Origin of the sequence: Deinococcus rubellus, assembly GCF_025244745.1 — a bacterium.
GTDB lineage: Bacteria > Deinococcota > Deinococci > Deinococcales > Deinococcaceae > Deinococcus > Deinococcus rubellus.
On the sequence record NZ_CP104213.1, the window covers coordinates 2,613,627 to 2,627,031 of the forward strand.

Below are 13,405 nucleotides of genomic sequence, written 5' to 3' on the forward strand. Positions count from 1 at the left end.
GCCGCTTCAGCCCAGGTCGGCGCGGCCCAGGGCCTTCAGCACCGCTGCGCCCAGCTCCTGCGTCGTCCCTTTGCCGCCCAGATCCGGCGTGCGGACTTCTTCCAGGGCAGCCTGCACGGCGGCCTCGATGCGCCGGGCCTCGGCGTCGCGGTTCAGCGAGTGGCGCAGCAGCATGGCCACGCTGAGAATGGTGCCAGTGGGGTTGGCGATGCCCTTCCCGGCGATGTCAGGGGCGCTGCCGTGAATCGGCTCGTAGAGGCCGGGACCGTCGCCCAGGCTGGCCGAGGGCATCACGCCCAGCGAGCCGGGAATCACGGCGGCAAGGTCGGAGAGGATGTCGCCAAACAGGTTCTCGGTGACGATCACGTCGTAGCGGCCCGGCGTCTTGACCAGCAGCATCGCCACCGAGTCCACGTACTCGTGTTCCAGTTTGATGTCCGGGTACTCGGTGTCGCGCAGATTCTGCACGACGCCGCGCCACAGCTCCGAGACTTCCAGCACGTTGGCCTTGTCCACGCTGGTGACTTCTTTCTTGCGCGTTCTGGCGGCGTCGAAGGCCACCCGCGCCACCCGGTCCACCTCCGACTTGCTGTAGCCGATGGTGTTGTAGGCGCTGTCGCCCTCAATGGCGCGGCGGGGGTCGAAGTACGCGCCGCCGAGCAGTTCGCGCACGATCAGCACATCGACCTGGCGGGCCAGGTCCTCGCGCAGCGGCGATAAGCTCTCCAGCCCCGGCATCACCTTGACCGGCCGCAGGTTGGCATACACGCCCAGCGCCTTACGAAGTTGCAGCAGACCAGATTCGGGCCGCAGCGGGCGCGGCAGCGCGTTCCAGGGCGAGTTCTGCGCCCCGCCCACTGTGCCGAGCAGCACCGCGTCACAGTTCATGACCGCTTCTCTGGTGGCGTCGGGAAACGGCGAGCCGGTCTGGTCGTAGGCCCCGCCACCGAGAAGCTGGTAGTCGAGCTCCACGTCCGGCGCGACTTTTTGCAGCACCTCTGCGGCGCTCGCGCAGACTTCCGGGCCGATGCCGTCGCCGGGCAGCACGACGACTCTAGGCACGCTGCGTTCCAGGTGCCAGATTCTCGTCACTGTCATGGCCGGGGTGGCCGTGCCCGGCCTGGGTGCTCTGGGCATTCAGCGTCTCGCCCTCCAGATCGGCCTTCGAGTGGTCACGCATGTATTCCAGCCAGCCGCCCGCCGCCTTCACGTCCAGCGCGAACTGCGGCACCGGCTGAAAGGTCACGCTCTGGCCGGTGCGCTGGTTGGTGATCGTGCCCGCTTCCATGTCGAGTTCAGCCTCGTCGCCGTCCTCGAAGGCCGCCACCACGTCTGCGGATTCCAGGGCCATAAAGCCGTTGTTGATGGCGTTGCGGTAAAAAATCCGGGCGAAGTTGGGCGCGAGAATGGCGCTGACCCCTGCCCCGCGCAGGCACCACACCGCGTGCTCACGCGAGGAGCCGCAGCCGAAATCGGCCCCCGTCACCATGATGTCGCCGGGTTTGACGCGGTTGACGAAATCCTTGTCGTAATCTTCCATCGCAAATTTGGCGAGTTCGGATTCGATATCGGTGGTCAGGTAGCGGGCCGGGATGATCTCGTCGGTGTTGATGTGGTCACGGGCAAACACATGGACTCTGGGCATTATTCCTGCTCCTGTAGCGCGGCGTCCGACAGTTCGTCGGGCAGGTCTTCGTAGAGGTCATGCCAGAGTTCGCCGTCAAAGCTGATCTCGTCCTCAATGACCTGGGCCTCGAACGAATCGCTGCCCTCTTCATCCTCGTAAAGATCGTTCGGCACGCTGATCTTGATGGCCTGAACGTGCGGCAGGGGGCCGTCTTCTTCCAACTCGTAGAAGGATTTCAGCACACCCCCGGTGTAGCTGGTCCAGGCCGCCGGGTCGTCCGCTCCGGTGTAGGCCAGCAGGTCAGCCGTGAGGCGCTGGGCAGCGTCCGCATCCAGGGACTCCACGGGCCACTCCATGCGCCCGCCTTCCCAGACGGTGGCGCTGAAGGTTTCCACGTCGGTGAAGTCGCCGAAGTCCTCACCGTCGTCCGGTTCACTGACCGGGTAGTCCTGCCAGGTCTGACCGTCCAGCGAGTACGCCTGCCCAGCAGCGTCGGGGAAGACTTCCAGAGAGCCGATCAGGTCGAAGGGCGCAGCCAGAAACGAGCGCAGCGGCGAGGGACGCCGCAACTCGAAAGCGGACCGGAGGGATTGAGGCGCGCTGACCGAGGCCGAATCTTCCTCGCCCAGCCGCTCGGCGTGAATGGCGGCCCAGTCGTCCGGCGTCTCGCCGTGCCAGCGGCGGGCCAGATCGTCCAGGGCGGCGCGCTGCTCCTGGGGCGGCTCAGGGGTCCAGCTGAGCTGGCCGTCCGCCGACTGCTCAGCGCTGTAGCGGCCAGCAACCTCGCCCTCAAGCTGCAAGGCCGGGTGCTGGAAGAGGTAACCGAGCCACTCCTCGGTATTTTCCAGCTCCGGGAACTGCTGCCAGGGCTGATTCTCGAAGGCGTGCTGCTGGCTGCGCAGCCTCAGCCAGGCGTGCTCGGCGTCCGCGACCTTCAGCTCGCCGGGTTCGGTGCGGTGGTTGCCCGCAGGCCAGGTCGCCAGCTCGCCCACAAGGCGTCGGCGCGGCGGCACGGCAATCTTCTCCACGTCCTCGCGGGTGATCAGGCGCTCCTCCGGCAGCCCCGCCGAGACGTAATCGGTGCGGTAGAACTGGTCCCACTGCGCGCCGCTGGGCAGCTGGCGCAGGGTGGTGGCGATCTGCTGGCGCTGCGCCTCGCCTTCGGGCATCACGACTTCGGTGAGGGTGCCGTCCCGGTCCATCTCCACTTCAAACGGATAAACAGTGGGCATCAGGCCGAGCTGTTTGCGGCGTTTGGCGTCTCCCATCAGTCCGCCGCCCCGCCCACTTCCGGCAAGGTGTGGTTGTAGGCGCGCGGATCACTGATGAAGCCCGCCACCGCGCTGGCCGCCACCGTCGCGGGCGAGGCCAGGTAAATCGCCGCCGAGGGATCGCCCATGCGGCCCACGAAGTTGCGGTTGGTGCTCGAGATGCAGACATCGTTCGGCCCCAGCACGCCGGAGTGCATGCCCAGGCAAGCGCCGCACGAGGGGTAACTCACGCTCGCCCCCGCGTCCACGAAGATTTCGAGCAGGCCTTCCTGCGCCGCCTGCTTCCAAATGAGCTGGGTGGCCGGAACCACGATCATCTGCACGCCGTCTGCAACCTTATTGCCCTTCAGGATGCGGGCCACGTCGCGCAGATCGCTGATGCGCCCGTTGGTGCAACTGCCGACGTAGGCGTGCGTCACGGGGATATGGTCGCTGCCCGCCACCCTGCCGTTGCTGGGGATGTGCGGGTAGGCCACCGTCGGCTCGACCTGGGAAGCGTCCACCTCGACGACGACCTTGTAGACGGCGTCGGCGTCGGACTGGTACTCGGTGTACTGATCGGGCGTGACGCCGCGCTCGGCCATGTAGGCGCGGGTCGTGTCGTCCACCGCCACGATGCCAGTCTTGCCGCCCGCCTCGATGGCCATGTTCGCCAGCGTAAAGCGGCCCTCCATGTCGAGGTTGTCGATGTAGTCGCCCACCCACTCCATGACCAGATAATTGGCTCCATCGGCCCCGATGCGCTTGATGACTTCCAGCACGATGTCTTTGGGGGTCACGCCTGGCTGGGTCTGGCCGGTCACTTTAATGAGCATGGTTTCCGGCACCTTGAACCAGACCATGCCCGCGTAGATGGCCCCGGCCAGGTCGGTGCTGCCGACTCCGGTGGCAAAGGTGCCCAGCGCCCCGGCGTTGCAGGTGTGTGAGTCGCCCGACACCAGCGTTTGACCGGGCTTCATCAGGCCGGTATTCTCCAGCACCACGTGGGCGATGCCGCCGCGCCCCACGTCATAGAAGTGCTTGATGCCCTTTTCCTTGACCCAGCTCTTGAGCTTCTGGTACATCTGGGCGGCCTTGATGTTCATGGCGGGCACGCTGTGGTCCGGCACCGCCACGATCTGATCGGGGTTGAAGACCCGGTCCATGCCGCGCTCTTCGAGCATCCGCAGGGCAGCGGGGGTGGTGATCTCGTGGCACAGCACCCAGTCGGTCTTGCACTCGATCAGATGACCCGGTTTCAGCGTGTCGTGGCCGCTGTGGGCCGCCAGGATTTTCTCGGCAATCGTCATTCCCATAGGCTTTCCTCCCTCCTGCTCAGCGCCCTACACCGCAACAAAGCCCCCGAACCGCGCAGGATTCGGGGGCCGTCAGGTGAACGCGAAGGCTTGCGCTCACCGCCCCCAGCGAAGAAGAAGCACGCCTGTGTGGGCGTCTCCGGCTCGGTGGGCGGTCAACATGCCGCTGAGTCTAGTCCTTTGGGGGCCAGGGGGCAAGACGGGCCAGCTCCGCCTTGATCAATACGTCCCGATTCAATCTGTTCCCTTACCCTCCCCCATCACTGGCGCTTGCCCAGGCTTTTTCCCGGCTTCCAGGGTGCCGGCCTGCACCGCCTGGGCAATTTGCAGGGGCGTCTCGTAGCGGGTGATCCCATTGGGCAGCCGCCGCCACACCGCCGCCACCGCCACCACCGACAGCGCCGCCACCACGCCCAGCCCCGCACGCGGTCCCAGCGGTCCAGTGGTGCCGATCAGGTAACTCACCAGCAACGCTCCCGGCGGCCCCATTCCGGCCAGCACCAGCGAGTAGAGGCTCATGACCCGGCCCCGCAGGGCGTCCGGTACGGTGAGCTGCACGGTGCTGTTGGCACTGATCAGAAAGGTCAGCATCCCGAAGCCGCAGCAGGCCAGCACCAGCGACGCCAGCACAGCCGAGGGGGTCAACGCGAACATCACCAGGCTGACGATCAGAATAACTGCGCCAGACCGCAGGTTCTTGGCCGGATCGCGCTGTGAGGCCTGCCACAGCGCCCCCACCATTGCCCCCGCTCCGAAGGCCGCGTTCATGGCCCCGAAACCGCCCTCCTTGAGGTTGTAGACGGCGCGGGCGAAATAGGGAATGATCACGTTGAAATTGATGGCGGTGAGACTCAGCAGCGCCACCAGCAGCATCGTCACGGCGATGGAGGGCGTACCGCGCACGTAGCGCAGTCCCTCTTTGATGTCGTCCACGACGGCCCGCCGCCCGCCCACCTCACGCTTGGGAAACGGCAGCGTCGCCAGCACATAGATCACCAGCCCAAAAGAGACCACATTGAGATAGAAGGGAAAGGCCAGCCCCTCGATAGAGTTGCTGGCCGCCCCACGCCCGGCAAACAGCGCCACCCCCAGCGCCGCCACCCCGCCGAACACCGCTTGCCCCAGCGTGCGCGAGACGTTGAACGACAAGCTGTTGAGCGCCACGGCGTTGGGCACGTCCCCCCTCGGCACGAAGTCCACCACCATACTCTGACGGGCAGGCATGTCAAAAGCGTTGGCGACGCCGCTGACGCCTGCCAACACCAGCACCAGCGGCAACGTGACCAGCCCCAGATGGGTGGTGATGGCCAGAATCAGGGCGGTGGTCAGCAGGGTGAGCTGGGTCGCCATCAGCACCCGGCGGCGCGAGGTGCGGTCCACGACGGCCCCGGCAAAGAGCGACAGCAGCAGGCTCGGCGTGAACTGCGCCACCGTGACCCAGCCGAGTGCTGCCGAGTTGTTGTTGGTGAGTTCGAGGACCAGGTACGACTGGGCCGTGCTCTGCATCCATGAGCCGACCAGACTGAGCAGTTGCGAGAACCAGTAGCGGCGGTAATCGGGGTGGCGCAGTGCCCGGAAGGTCTTGACACGCCACGCCTGAGCGGCGGCAAACATGCTGTCACCGTGCGCCCCCGCCAGATTGGAAACATGAGCGGCCACCAAACCCGAACCGGGGAACGCCCCCAGGCCCGGCCCAGCACCCCCAAGGTGTCTTCAGGGGGGCCTCACATTCAAGCGTGAACCGTGTTACACTGCGCCAAAGCTTCACCTCACGTTCATCTGATCTCAACCTATCCTGCATCCCCGCGCTGAACTGCCCCGGCCTTCCACCTATGGCGAACCAGGCACCCGTGAGCAGCTCCAGTCAACTGAGGTCTTCGTGTTCCGAACCTTACTCTGTGCGCTCCTGCTCTGCCCCGGCCTGGCCCTGGCCAGCACCACTTCGACTGCCGGTACACCGGGTGGCGGCGCTCCAGGTCTCAATGCTCAGGCAAGGTCAGGCCCCAGCGGGCTGAGCATCACGGTGCAGCCCAAAGACACGGCCTACAGTCTGGCCCGCAAGTACAACCTCAGCGTGGACGCGCTGCTCAGCCTCAACAACCTCAGCAGCCCCGATCTGAGCGCAGGACAGGTGCTGGTGGTGTCGCCCCCGACGTACAGCGTCGTCAAGGGCGACACTGCTTTTTCGATTGCCCGCAGGAACGGTCTGAGCGTGGACGTCCTGCTGAGTCTCAATAACCTCACCAGCCCGAATCTGAAACTGGGGCAGGTGCTGATCGTCCGGGGCAATCCCGGCACGGTCAATGCGTCAGCAGCCAGCGTCAGCCGCACGGAGAGCACCGTGTCCATGAGCACCGTGTCCAGCATCACCGTGACACCCGCCCTCACCGCGCCCGCCGCCCCGCTGCCGTCTCTGGCTTCCACGCCGGACGTGCCCCCCAGCACCCTGATTGACACGGCCCTGACGCCCCCAGTGGAGGCCACCACCGCCGCCAGCATCATCACCACGCTGCCCGCCGACGCGCTGGGCAGTGACTGGCTGACCAACGCCCGCAGCTTGCTGGGCGTGCCGTATGCCTACGGCGGCAAGAGCCGCAGCGGTACCGATTGCAGCGGCTTCGTGTTGCAGGTGTTCGCGCCGCTGGGCCTCAGCCTGCCGCGCGTGAGTGCCGACCAGGCCCAGGTCGGCGTACCAGTGGAGCGGGACCAGCTGCAAAGCGGCGACCTGGTGTTCTTCGACACCGAAGGGCGCGGCAAGGTCACGCACGTCGGCATCGTGGTGGAGGGCAACACCTTCATCAACGCCAATTCGTTCGCGGGCCGGGTGGGTCTCGACGACCTGGGCAGCCGCTACTGGGCCACCCGCTACCTCGGCGCGCGCCGGGTGCTGGGCGTGATGGCCGCCAGCCACTAAACAGCACAGTCACTAAAAACCCAGCATCCGGACACCCGGTCACCGCCTGAGCTGGCAGACCCGGCCTTCCGGCAGCAGGTATGCGCCCAGCACGGCGCAGCTGAGATCGGCGATCAGGTACGGCACGTCGTAGGCAGCCCTGGCCCGGTCGGTGCGGCTGAACTGTGCCGGGCCGACCGGGTGACTGTGATAGATGGCGACGAGTTCGAGAGATTCGGCCCGCATGGCCTTGAGGGCGCGCAGCAGCCCTGCCGGGTCGGCCAGATACTCACGCTCCGGGGCGGCGGCGACGTTGCTCAGCGGATAAAGCGCCTCGGCGTGCCAGCCGCCGTCTCCCCGCCGCCCGCCCAGCACACCCACACATTCCTGCGGCGCGGCCCGCCCGGCGTGCTGCCAGAGCTGGACTTCCAGCACCTCCGGCAAGGCCAGCCACGGTGCGGCGCTCGGCGGCAGATCAGCGGGATGGGCAGCTTCAGGCATACTTCAGTGTGAGGCTTCCCGGCGCTGGCGGCGGCTGAACTGTAACGTGACCCGAAACCGCTCAGCGCCAGAAGTGCGCCGCAGCCGCTAGACTGAACACTATGACCAAGGCGAAAAAAAGCGCCAGGACCGCCCAGAACCGCTTCGACGGCGAGGCGTTCGGGCTGGTGCTGTTCGCGCTGGGCATTTTCCTGATGATTACGCTGGGGTTGCCCACCCAGGGAGCCGGGTTCATGTCGCAGGCCCACACGCTGCTGATGACCTGGCTCACCTGGGCCAGCTACACCCTGCCCATCTTGCCGCTGTGTTACGGCGTGCTGATTTTTCTGAACAAAGATCTGGGCAGCCTCAGCCGCCGGGTGCTGGGAGCCGCCGTGGTGATGCTCTCACTGCTGGTCTTGCAGGAGATCTTCGCGCCCGGCACGGCGGGGCAACTCGCCTCGCTCGCCCTGCGCCCGCTCTTAGTGCTGTCCTACGCGGCGGCCCTGCTGCCCATCATCACCCTGACATTGGGACTGGAACTGATTCTCAAGCTCAGCCCCCTGAGCCTGCTCAAAGGTTTTTTCCGCACCCTCAGCGCCGGAATCGGCATGCTGCTGAACTGGGGGCAGGCCGCCGTCGAGACCCGGCAGGAAGGCCGGGAAACCGCTCAGCAGCGCCAGCAGGTGCGCCAGCACCTCGTGGCCCACAGCCGCAACCTGGAGACGCTCGGCAAGCTCTTTCCCGAGAGCCGCGAACTTCAGAGCTGGAAAGACGAGACCAAAGACGCCGGAAAGCAGGTACGCGCCCTCGACGAACACGGCCTTAAAGACATGGAGGCCGACTTGAAGCACTGGCGCGAGATCAGCCACTCGTTTGTCGAGAGCGCCGGGCGCGAGTTGCAGTCGGGCGTGGACCGAGAAGCCCCCGAAGCGGGTGCGGAAGTCGAGCGGCTGGCCCAGGACGTGCGCGCGGGTCGCCACGAACTCGGCCTGGAACTGCCCTCGACCCTGGCCAGCGGAGCGCTGGAGCGGCTGCGGCGAAGCCTGACGCTCGACCTCTCGCGCCTGGCGGCCAAAGCTGGCAGCCTGGAGCGCGAACGCTCGCGCGCCGCCAAGGCGCTGGGCAAGCCCGACTCCGCGCTCCTGGCCCGTGAGCGCCCGGCCCACGCCCAGCGGGTGCAGAGCTGGCGCGAACTGGAAGAAGGCTACGCCGCCTGGCACCGCCGCGCCCAGCTCTACGGAGGCTGGCCTGCCCTGGCACGCGCCTACGATGCGGGTCCGGCGCACCTGGCCGAGACCCTCGAACAGGCGCTGCTGACCGACTCCGATACCACCCTGGCCGAGCGCGCCGCCTGGCAGGAGAAACTCGACCATGTTCATGAGCATGGCCAAGATCATGGTCAGCCCGAAACAAGTACGCCGCTTCTCGACTTCGACTTTGGGCAGGGCGAACTGTTCAGCGCCGCCGAACCCACGCTGGACAGTTTTGGCAGCACGCTGGCTTTCCAGCCGCCCCTGATCGACTTGCAGATGGACCCGGCTCAGGAGGGCGCCGCCAAGGACGACTCCCTGAAAACCGAGATCCTGGTGGCCTCGGCGGTGCCTGTCATGATGAAGCCGGTGGCGGCGGGCAGCAGCGGCATCCAGGGACAGGGCGGGCCACTGCCGGTGCCCTCGGGCCGCAAGCTGGAGGCCGATAGCCTGCCCTGGGAGGACGCGCCGGACAGTGCACCCAGACGCAGCCGCCCGCAGCAGGGCGCACTCGACCTGGCGATTCCCGGCACCGATCTGCTTGACCCGATTCCGCCGGACGCCCACAACGCCCTGCAACTCGACATCTCGGCAAGGCAGCGGGCGGGCCTGATCAACGAAACGCTGGGCCAGTTCGGGCTGTCGGCCAAGGTCGTGGACTTCGCGCGCGGCCCCACCGTTACCCGCTACGAGATCGAACCGGCCCCCGGCGAGAAGATCAGCCGCATCGCCAGCCTCAGTAACGACCTGGCCCGCGCCCTGGCCGTCGGCGGGGTTCGCGTCGAGGCCCCGGTGCCGGGCAAGAACGTCATCGGGCTGGAGGTGCCCAACGCCGAGCGCGAACCGGTCACGTTTCACACGGCGGTGGCGGCCAGCAGCTTCAAGAACACCCGCGCCAGATTGCCGATCATCCTGGGCAAGAGCATCGACGGCGAACTGATGGTGGGTGACCTCGCCAAGATGCCGCACCTCCTGATCGCAGGCAGCACCGGGTCGGGCAAGTCGGTGTGCGTCAACACGCTGATCACCTCACTGCTGTACAAGTACCTGCCCACCGATCTGCGCTTTCTGATGATCGACCCGAAAATGGTGGAGCTGACCCCCTACGACGGCATTCCCCACCTGGTGCGCAGCGTGGTGACCAACCCGGTGGACGCCGCCGGGGTGCTGCTCGGCGCGGTGGCCCACATGGAGCGGCGCTACAAGATGATGTCGCAGGTGGGGGCCAAGAATCTGGAGCAGTACAACGCCAAGATGCGCCAGGTCAATGAAACCGAACTGCCGCATCTGGTCATCATCATTGACGAGCTGGCCGACCTGATGATCACCTCACCCAAAGAAGTCGAGTCGGCGATCATGCGCCTGGCACAGATGGCCCGCGCCACCGGCATGCACCTGGTTCTGGCGACCCAGCGGCCCAGCGTGGACATTCTGACCAGCCTCATTAAAGTGAACGTGCCCGCCCGCATCGCCTTCGCGGTCAGCAGTTCGCACGATTCGCGCACCATTCTGGACAGCATGGGGGCCGAGCGCCTCACCGGCATGGGCGACATGCTGTTTTACCAGCCGGGCCTGGTCAAGCCGATCCGGCTTCAGGGGCCGTATATCAGCGAGGACGAATCCAACCGGATCACCGAGGAGCTGCGCCGTCAGGTGTTCGACGACGCCTTCGTGGAACTCTACGGCCCAGATTTCGACGGCGGCATCGAGGCGGGCGGACCGAGCCATGACAAGGGCAACATGGACTTCTCCGACCCGCTGCTGAGGCAGGCCGCCGAGATCTGCATCGAGGAAGGCCAGGGCAGCGTCAGCCGTCTACAACGCCGCCTGTCGGTGGGCCACGCCAGAGCGGGCAAGCTGATGGACCTGCTCGAAGCGATGGGCATTGTGTCAAAGCACCAGGGCAGCAAGCCTAGAGAAGTCCTGATTAATAGAGAGGACTTGCCGGAGTATTTCGGGAAGTAGCAAAATGGAGAACCGGATGCGCCTCTCCACCCTGGAACAACTCCTGGACACCCTCGACCACCTCTTTGATGACGGTTCGGACTGGACCAGACGAAACGCCCACGACCACTGGGCCGACCTCTTTGGCCGCCCAGATCACCCACTCAACTCCGACTTGCCAGATGCCAATCTGGTGGACTGGCAAAAACGCGGCCTGCTCCCCACCACTGACCTGCCGAGGACCGGGAGCAAAATGGCACTGGACATCGGCTGCGGCTTGGGCCGGAATACCCGCTGGCTGGCGGCTCAGGGCTACTGCGCCACAGGCGTCGATCTCTCTCGCTACGCGGTGAGCCATGCCCGTGAGCGGTCTCCCGATTCCAGCGCCTCCTATGCCGAATGCGATGTCTTGCGCGAAGAGATCCCGGGCGGACCATTTGATGTGGTGTACGATTCGGGGTGCTTTCACCATCTCGCACCGCACCGAAGGCTGTCCTACCTCACGGCCCTGTCAGCATGTCTCAAACCCGGCGGACTCTTCGGCATCTGCACCTTTGCGCCGGGTGAAATGGGCAGCGTGGCTGATGACTTGACGCTGTTCAGACAAGGCAGACTCGAAGGGGGAACCGCGTACAGCACGGACGACTTGCAGGCGGTGTTCTCCGAACTGGAGCTGCTGGACAGCGGCCCCCTAAGCCCTGACAATGCTGAGGCTGTGTTTGCAATGGGTTTCCTGAATGCTGCCCTTTTCCGTCGTCCAGAATGATGCACAGAATTTGAGTGTTGCTCATCTCTGCAAAAGTTACACGCCATACGCCCACATAAAAACCGCCCCCCGAAAGGAGCGGCCCTGATAGTCATCTCAAGTTCAGGCGGCGTTCTTGCTGACCTTGTTGCTGTTGGCGGTCTTGGCGCTCTCGACCAGTGCGGCAAACGCTTCCGGCTCGCGGGCGGCGATATCGGCCAGAATCTTGCGGTTCAGATCAATCTGCGCGAGTTTGAGACCGGCAATAAAGTTGGAATAGTTCATGCCGTGCAGGCGAGCGCCCGCATTGATGCGCTGAATCCACAGACGACGGAAATCGCGCTTCTTGTTGCGGCGATCCCGGTACTCGTAGGTCGCGGCGTTGAGCAGCGTCTGGAAGGCCATCTTGTACTGCTTGGAGCGTGATCCCCAGAAGCCCTTGGCCCGCTTGAGCACCTTTTTATGGCGGCGGCGGCGAATGATGCCGGTCTTGGTGCGTGGCATACCTTATCTCCTCCCAGGCAGGGCGGCTTTCATACGCGCCCATTCGCTCTTGGCCAGCACAAAGCCTTTGCCTTTGCCGCTGATCTCGTCGCCGCTCTTGCCGGTGTTCTGGTGGCGCTTGCCACTCTTGAACGCCATCACTTTGCCAGTGGCGGTGATCTTGATGCGCCTCACGGCGCTTTTCTTGGTCTTTACTTTCGGCATGATTCTCCTCAAAAGCCCGGCGGACAGCCCCTAAATTGGGGCGTCGCCGTCTGGGGGTCAGCGGGCCGCGCTCGGGAGCGCTGTTGATGCCCGGCCCCACTTGCGGCCAAGAAAAGACTATACAGGGCAGCGGGGCAGGGAAGCAAGGGCCTGATCTGGCCTGATTCAGGCTACCGCGACTCCAATCACAGTTGACACATTGCCAGCTCGGGGGTACTATTTCTAAGCGCCGGAAAACGGGGCAAAGCAGTTAACGCAGGGTAGAGCAGTCTGGTAGCTCGTCGGGCTCATAACCCGGAGGTCGCAGGTTCAAATCCTGTCCCTGCAACCAACATCAAAAGTACCCCAGTCCAAGTGGCTGGGGCTTTTGCTTGTCCTCCGGACTGAGGCAGCATCCGTCAGAGCGCCGCCACCACGTGCGCCTCGTCCGGCCCGAGCGGCTCGAAGCGTAGGCGAAACAGATCGTAGGTGTTCTCGGCGATAAAAAGGCTGCCCGGTTCAGCGTTGCGCCGCCGGACGCGCTCGCGGGCCAGGTCTTCGGGCGTGTTCAAAGTGTAGATCGTGAGCGGCACGCCGAGTGCAGCCGCCTCCGAACGCAGTTCGTCACGCTCGCGGCGGCTCCACAGGCCCTCGTCCAGAATAACGGGCAGGCCCAGTTCCAGTACGCGGAGCCACTGCCGCCGCATCAGACTGTAAACCCTCGAGCGGGAGTCACCGAAGTCGGCGGCGGGTGGGTCCTGACCGTGAAGGGCGACCATCCACTCGTCACTGCTGAATCTCATGGCTGGCAACTCCGTTTCCAGCTGGCGGGCGAGGGTCGTCTTGCCACTGCCCAGAAAACCGTGCATGGCGTGGATGGTGGGCCGACTCACGCCCGACTCATGGCCGACTCAGGGCCGCCGCAGGGCCGGGACGCCGCCGGGAAAGGCCACCGCCTCCAGTCCGTCGGCGCGCAGGAAGCGGGCCGCCAGCGTGCTGCGAACGCCGCGCTCGCAGAGGACGACCAGCGGACCGTCGGCGGCGCTCAGGCCGTGCTCGCCCTCCTCGATCTGGGCCAGCGTCACGGCGCGGCTGGGATTGGGGATCAGGGAGGACAGCGGCTCAGCCCTTTGCAGGGCACCGGGGCGCAGGTCAATGACGAGGTACTGAGGACCAGGCAGCATGTGAACAGTTTAGGCGACTCACAATA

13 protein-coding genes and 1 tRNA gene are annotated in these 13,405 nt (G+C 65.5%); 4 read left to right on the plus strand and 10 right to left on the minus strand.

The window, feature by feature from the left end; genetic code table 11:
• Nucleotides 1–6 precede the first annotated feature (6 nt).
• From leuB to N0D28_RS13450, 5 genes are all read right to left on the minus strand, one after another.
• A complete protein-coding gene (leuB, locus tag N0D28_RS13430) occupies nt 7–1,062 on the minus strand; it encodes a 3-isopropylmalate dehydrogenase (RefSeq protein ID WP_260561909.1) in 1,056 nt (351 codons plus the stop codon).
• The gene (locus N0D28_RS13435; protein WP_260560000.1) at nt 1,055–1,645 is read right to left on the minus strand and encodes a 3-isopropylmalate dehydratase small subunit; all 591 of its coding nucleotides are present in this window, start codon (nt 1,643–1,645) and stop codon (nt 1,055–1,057) included. Before N0D28_RS13435 ends, leuB begins: the two co-directional genes overlap by 8 nt.
• Complete coding sequence (locus N0D28_RS13440) at nt 1,645–2,895, minus strand: hypothetical protein (protein WP_260560001.1); 1,251 nt, start codon at nt 2,893–2,895, stop codon at nt 1,645–1,647. Before N0D28_RS13440 ends, N0D28_RS13435 begins: the two co-directional genes overlap by 1 nt.
• The gene (locus N0D28_RS13445) at nt 2,895–4,193 is read right to left on the minus strand and encodes a homoaconitate hydratase family protein (RefSeq protein ID WP_260560002.1); all 1,299 of its coding nucleotides are present in this window, start codon (nt 4,191–4,193) and stop codon (nt 2,895–2,897) included. Before N0D28_RS13445 ends, N0D28_RS13440 begins: the two co-directional genes overlap by 1 nt.
• Nucleotides 4,194–4,427: 234 nt before the next feature.
• Nucleotides 4,428–5,807 (minus strand): MFS transporter, encoded by a 1,380-nt coding sequence (locus tag N0D28_RS13450; protein WP_260560003.1) that lies wholly within the window; start codon nt 5,805–5,807, stop codon nt 4,428–4,430.
• Nucleotides 5,808–6,072: 265 nt separating this feature from the next.
• Here N0D28_RS13450 and N0D28_RS13455 point away from each other — a divergent pair, with 265 nt between their 5' ends.
• A complete protein-coding gene (locus N0D28_RS13455; RefSeq protein WP_260560004.1) occupies nt 6,073–7,107 on the plus strand; it encodes a LysM peptidoglycan-binding domain-containing protein in 1,035 nt (344 codons plus the stop codon).
• A gap of 39 nt (nt 7,108–7,146) precedes the next feature.
• On the opposite strand, the gene N0D28_RS13460 is transcribed toward N0D28_RS13455, so the two are convergent.
• Nucleotides 7,147–7,587, minus strand: a complete 441-nt coding sequence (locus N0D28_RS13460) for a M67 family metallopeptidase (RefSeq protein WP_260560005.1) — start codon at nt 7,585–7,587, stop codon at nt 7,147–7,149.
• A 101-nt stretch (nt 7,588–7,688) separates the two neighbouring features.
• On the opposite strand from N0D28_RS13460, the gene N0D28_RS13465 reads away from it, so the two are divergent.
• Complete coding sequence (locus tag N0D28_RS13465) at nt 7,689–10,784, plus strand: DNA translocase FtsK (RefSeq protein ID WP_260560006.1); 3,096 nt, start codon at nt 7,689–7,691, stop codon at nt 10,782–10,784.
• Between the two features lie 16 nt (nt 10,785–10,800).
• Nucleotides 10,801–11,529, plus strand: a complete 729-nt coding sequence (locus tag N0D28_RS13470; RefSeq protein WP_260560007.1) for a class I SAM-dependent methyltransferase — start codon at nt 10,801–10,803, stop codon at nt 11,527–11,529.
• Nucleotides 11,530–11,631: 102 nt separating this feature from the next.
• Here the strand turns inward: N0D28_RS13470 and rplT are convergent, their stop codons facing one another.
• Nucleotides 11,632–12,012 (minus strand): 50S ribosomal protein L20, encoded by a 381-nt coding sequence (gene rplT, locus N0D28_RS13475; protein ID WP_260560008.1) that lies wholly within the window; start codon nt 12,010–12,012, stop codon nt 11,632–11,634.
• Nucleotides 12,013–12,015: 3 nt separating this feature from the next.
• On the minus strand, nt 12,016–12,216 hold the full coding sequence (gene rpmI, locus N0D28_RS13480) for a 50S ribosomal protein L35 (protein ID WP_260560009.1): 201 nt from the start codon (nt 12,214–12,216) through the stop codon (nt 12,016–12,018).
• Nucleotides 12,217–12,470: 254 nt separating this feature from the next.
• Here rpmI and N0D28_RS13485 point away from each other — a divergent pair.
• Nucleotides 12,471–12,547 (plus strand) — tRNA-Met (locus N0D28_RS13485).
• A gap of 67 nt (nt 12,548–12,614) precedes the next feature.
• Here N0D28_RS13485 and N0D28_RS13490 read toward each other — a convergent pair.
• Entirely contained in the window at nt 12,615–13,088 is a 474-nt protein-coding gene (locus N0D28_RS13490) for a P-loop nucleotide/nucleoside kinase family protein (protein ID WP_260560010.1), read from the minus strand.
• Nucleotides 13,089–13,106: 18 nt separating this feature from the next.
• Entirely contained in the window at nt 13,107–13,379 is a 273-nt protein-coding gene (locus tag N0D28_RS13495) for a rhodanese-like domain-containing protein (protein WP_260560011.1), read from the minus strand.
• Nucleotides 13,380–13,405 lie beyond the last annotated feature (26 nt).

What these genes read in the sequence shown, in the direction of transcription:
- N0D28_RS13465 (WP_260560006.1), top strand. Translation starts at nt 7,689, where the DNA reads ATGACCAAGGCGAAAAAAAGCGCCAGGACCGCCCAGAACCGCTTCGAC.
- N0D28_RS13435 (WP_260560000.1), bottom strand. Translation starts at nt 1,645, where the DNA reads ATGCCCAGAGTCCATGTGTTTGCCCGTGACCACATCAACACCGACGAG.
- N0D28_RS13440 (WP_260560001.1), bottom strand. Translation starts at nt 2,895, where the DNA reads ATGGGAGACGCCAAACGCCGCAAACAGCTCGGCCTGATGCCCACTGTT.
- N0D28_RS13460 (WP_260560005.1), bottom strand. Translation starts at nt 7,587, where the DNA reads ATGCCTGAAGCTGCCCATCCCGCTGATCTGCCGCCGAGCGCCGCACCG.
- N0D28_RS13445 (WP_260560002.1), bottom strand. Translation starts at nt 4,193, where the DNA reads ATGGGAATGACGATTGCCGAGAAAATCCTGGCGGCCCACAGCGGCCAC.
- rplT (WP_260560008.1), bottom strand. Translation starts at nt 12,012, where the DNA reads ATGCCACGCACCAAGACCGGCATCATTCGCCGCCGCCGCCATAAAAAG.
- N0D28_RS13450 (WP_260560003.1), bottom strand. Translation starts at nt 5,807, where the DNA reads ATGTTTGCCGCCGCTCAGGCGTGGCGTGTCAAGACCTTCCGGGCACTG.
- N0D28_RS13470 (WP_260560007.1), top strand. Translation starts at nt 10,801, where the DNA reads ATGCGCCTCTCCACCCTGGAACAACTCCTGGACACCCTCGACCACCTC.
- N0D28_RS13495 (WP_260560011.1), bottom strand. Translation starts at nt 13,379, where the DNA reads ATGCTGCCTGGTCCTCAGTACCTCGTCATTGACCTGCGCCCCGGTGCC.
- rpmI (WP_260560009.1), bottom strand. Translation starts at nt 12,216, where the DNA reads ATGCCGAAAGTAAAGACCAAGAAAAGCGCCGTGAGGCGCATCAAGATC.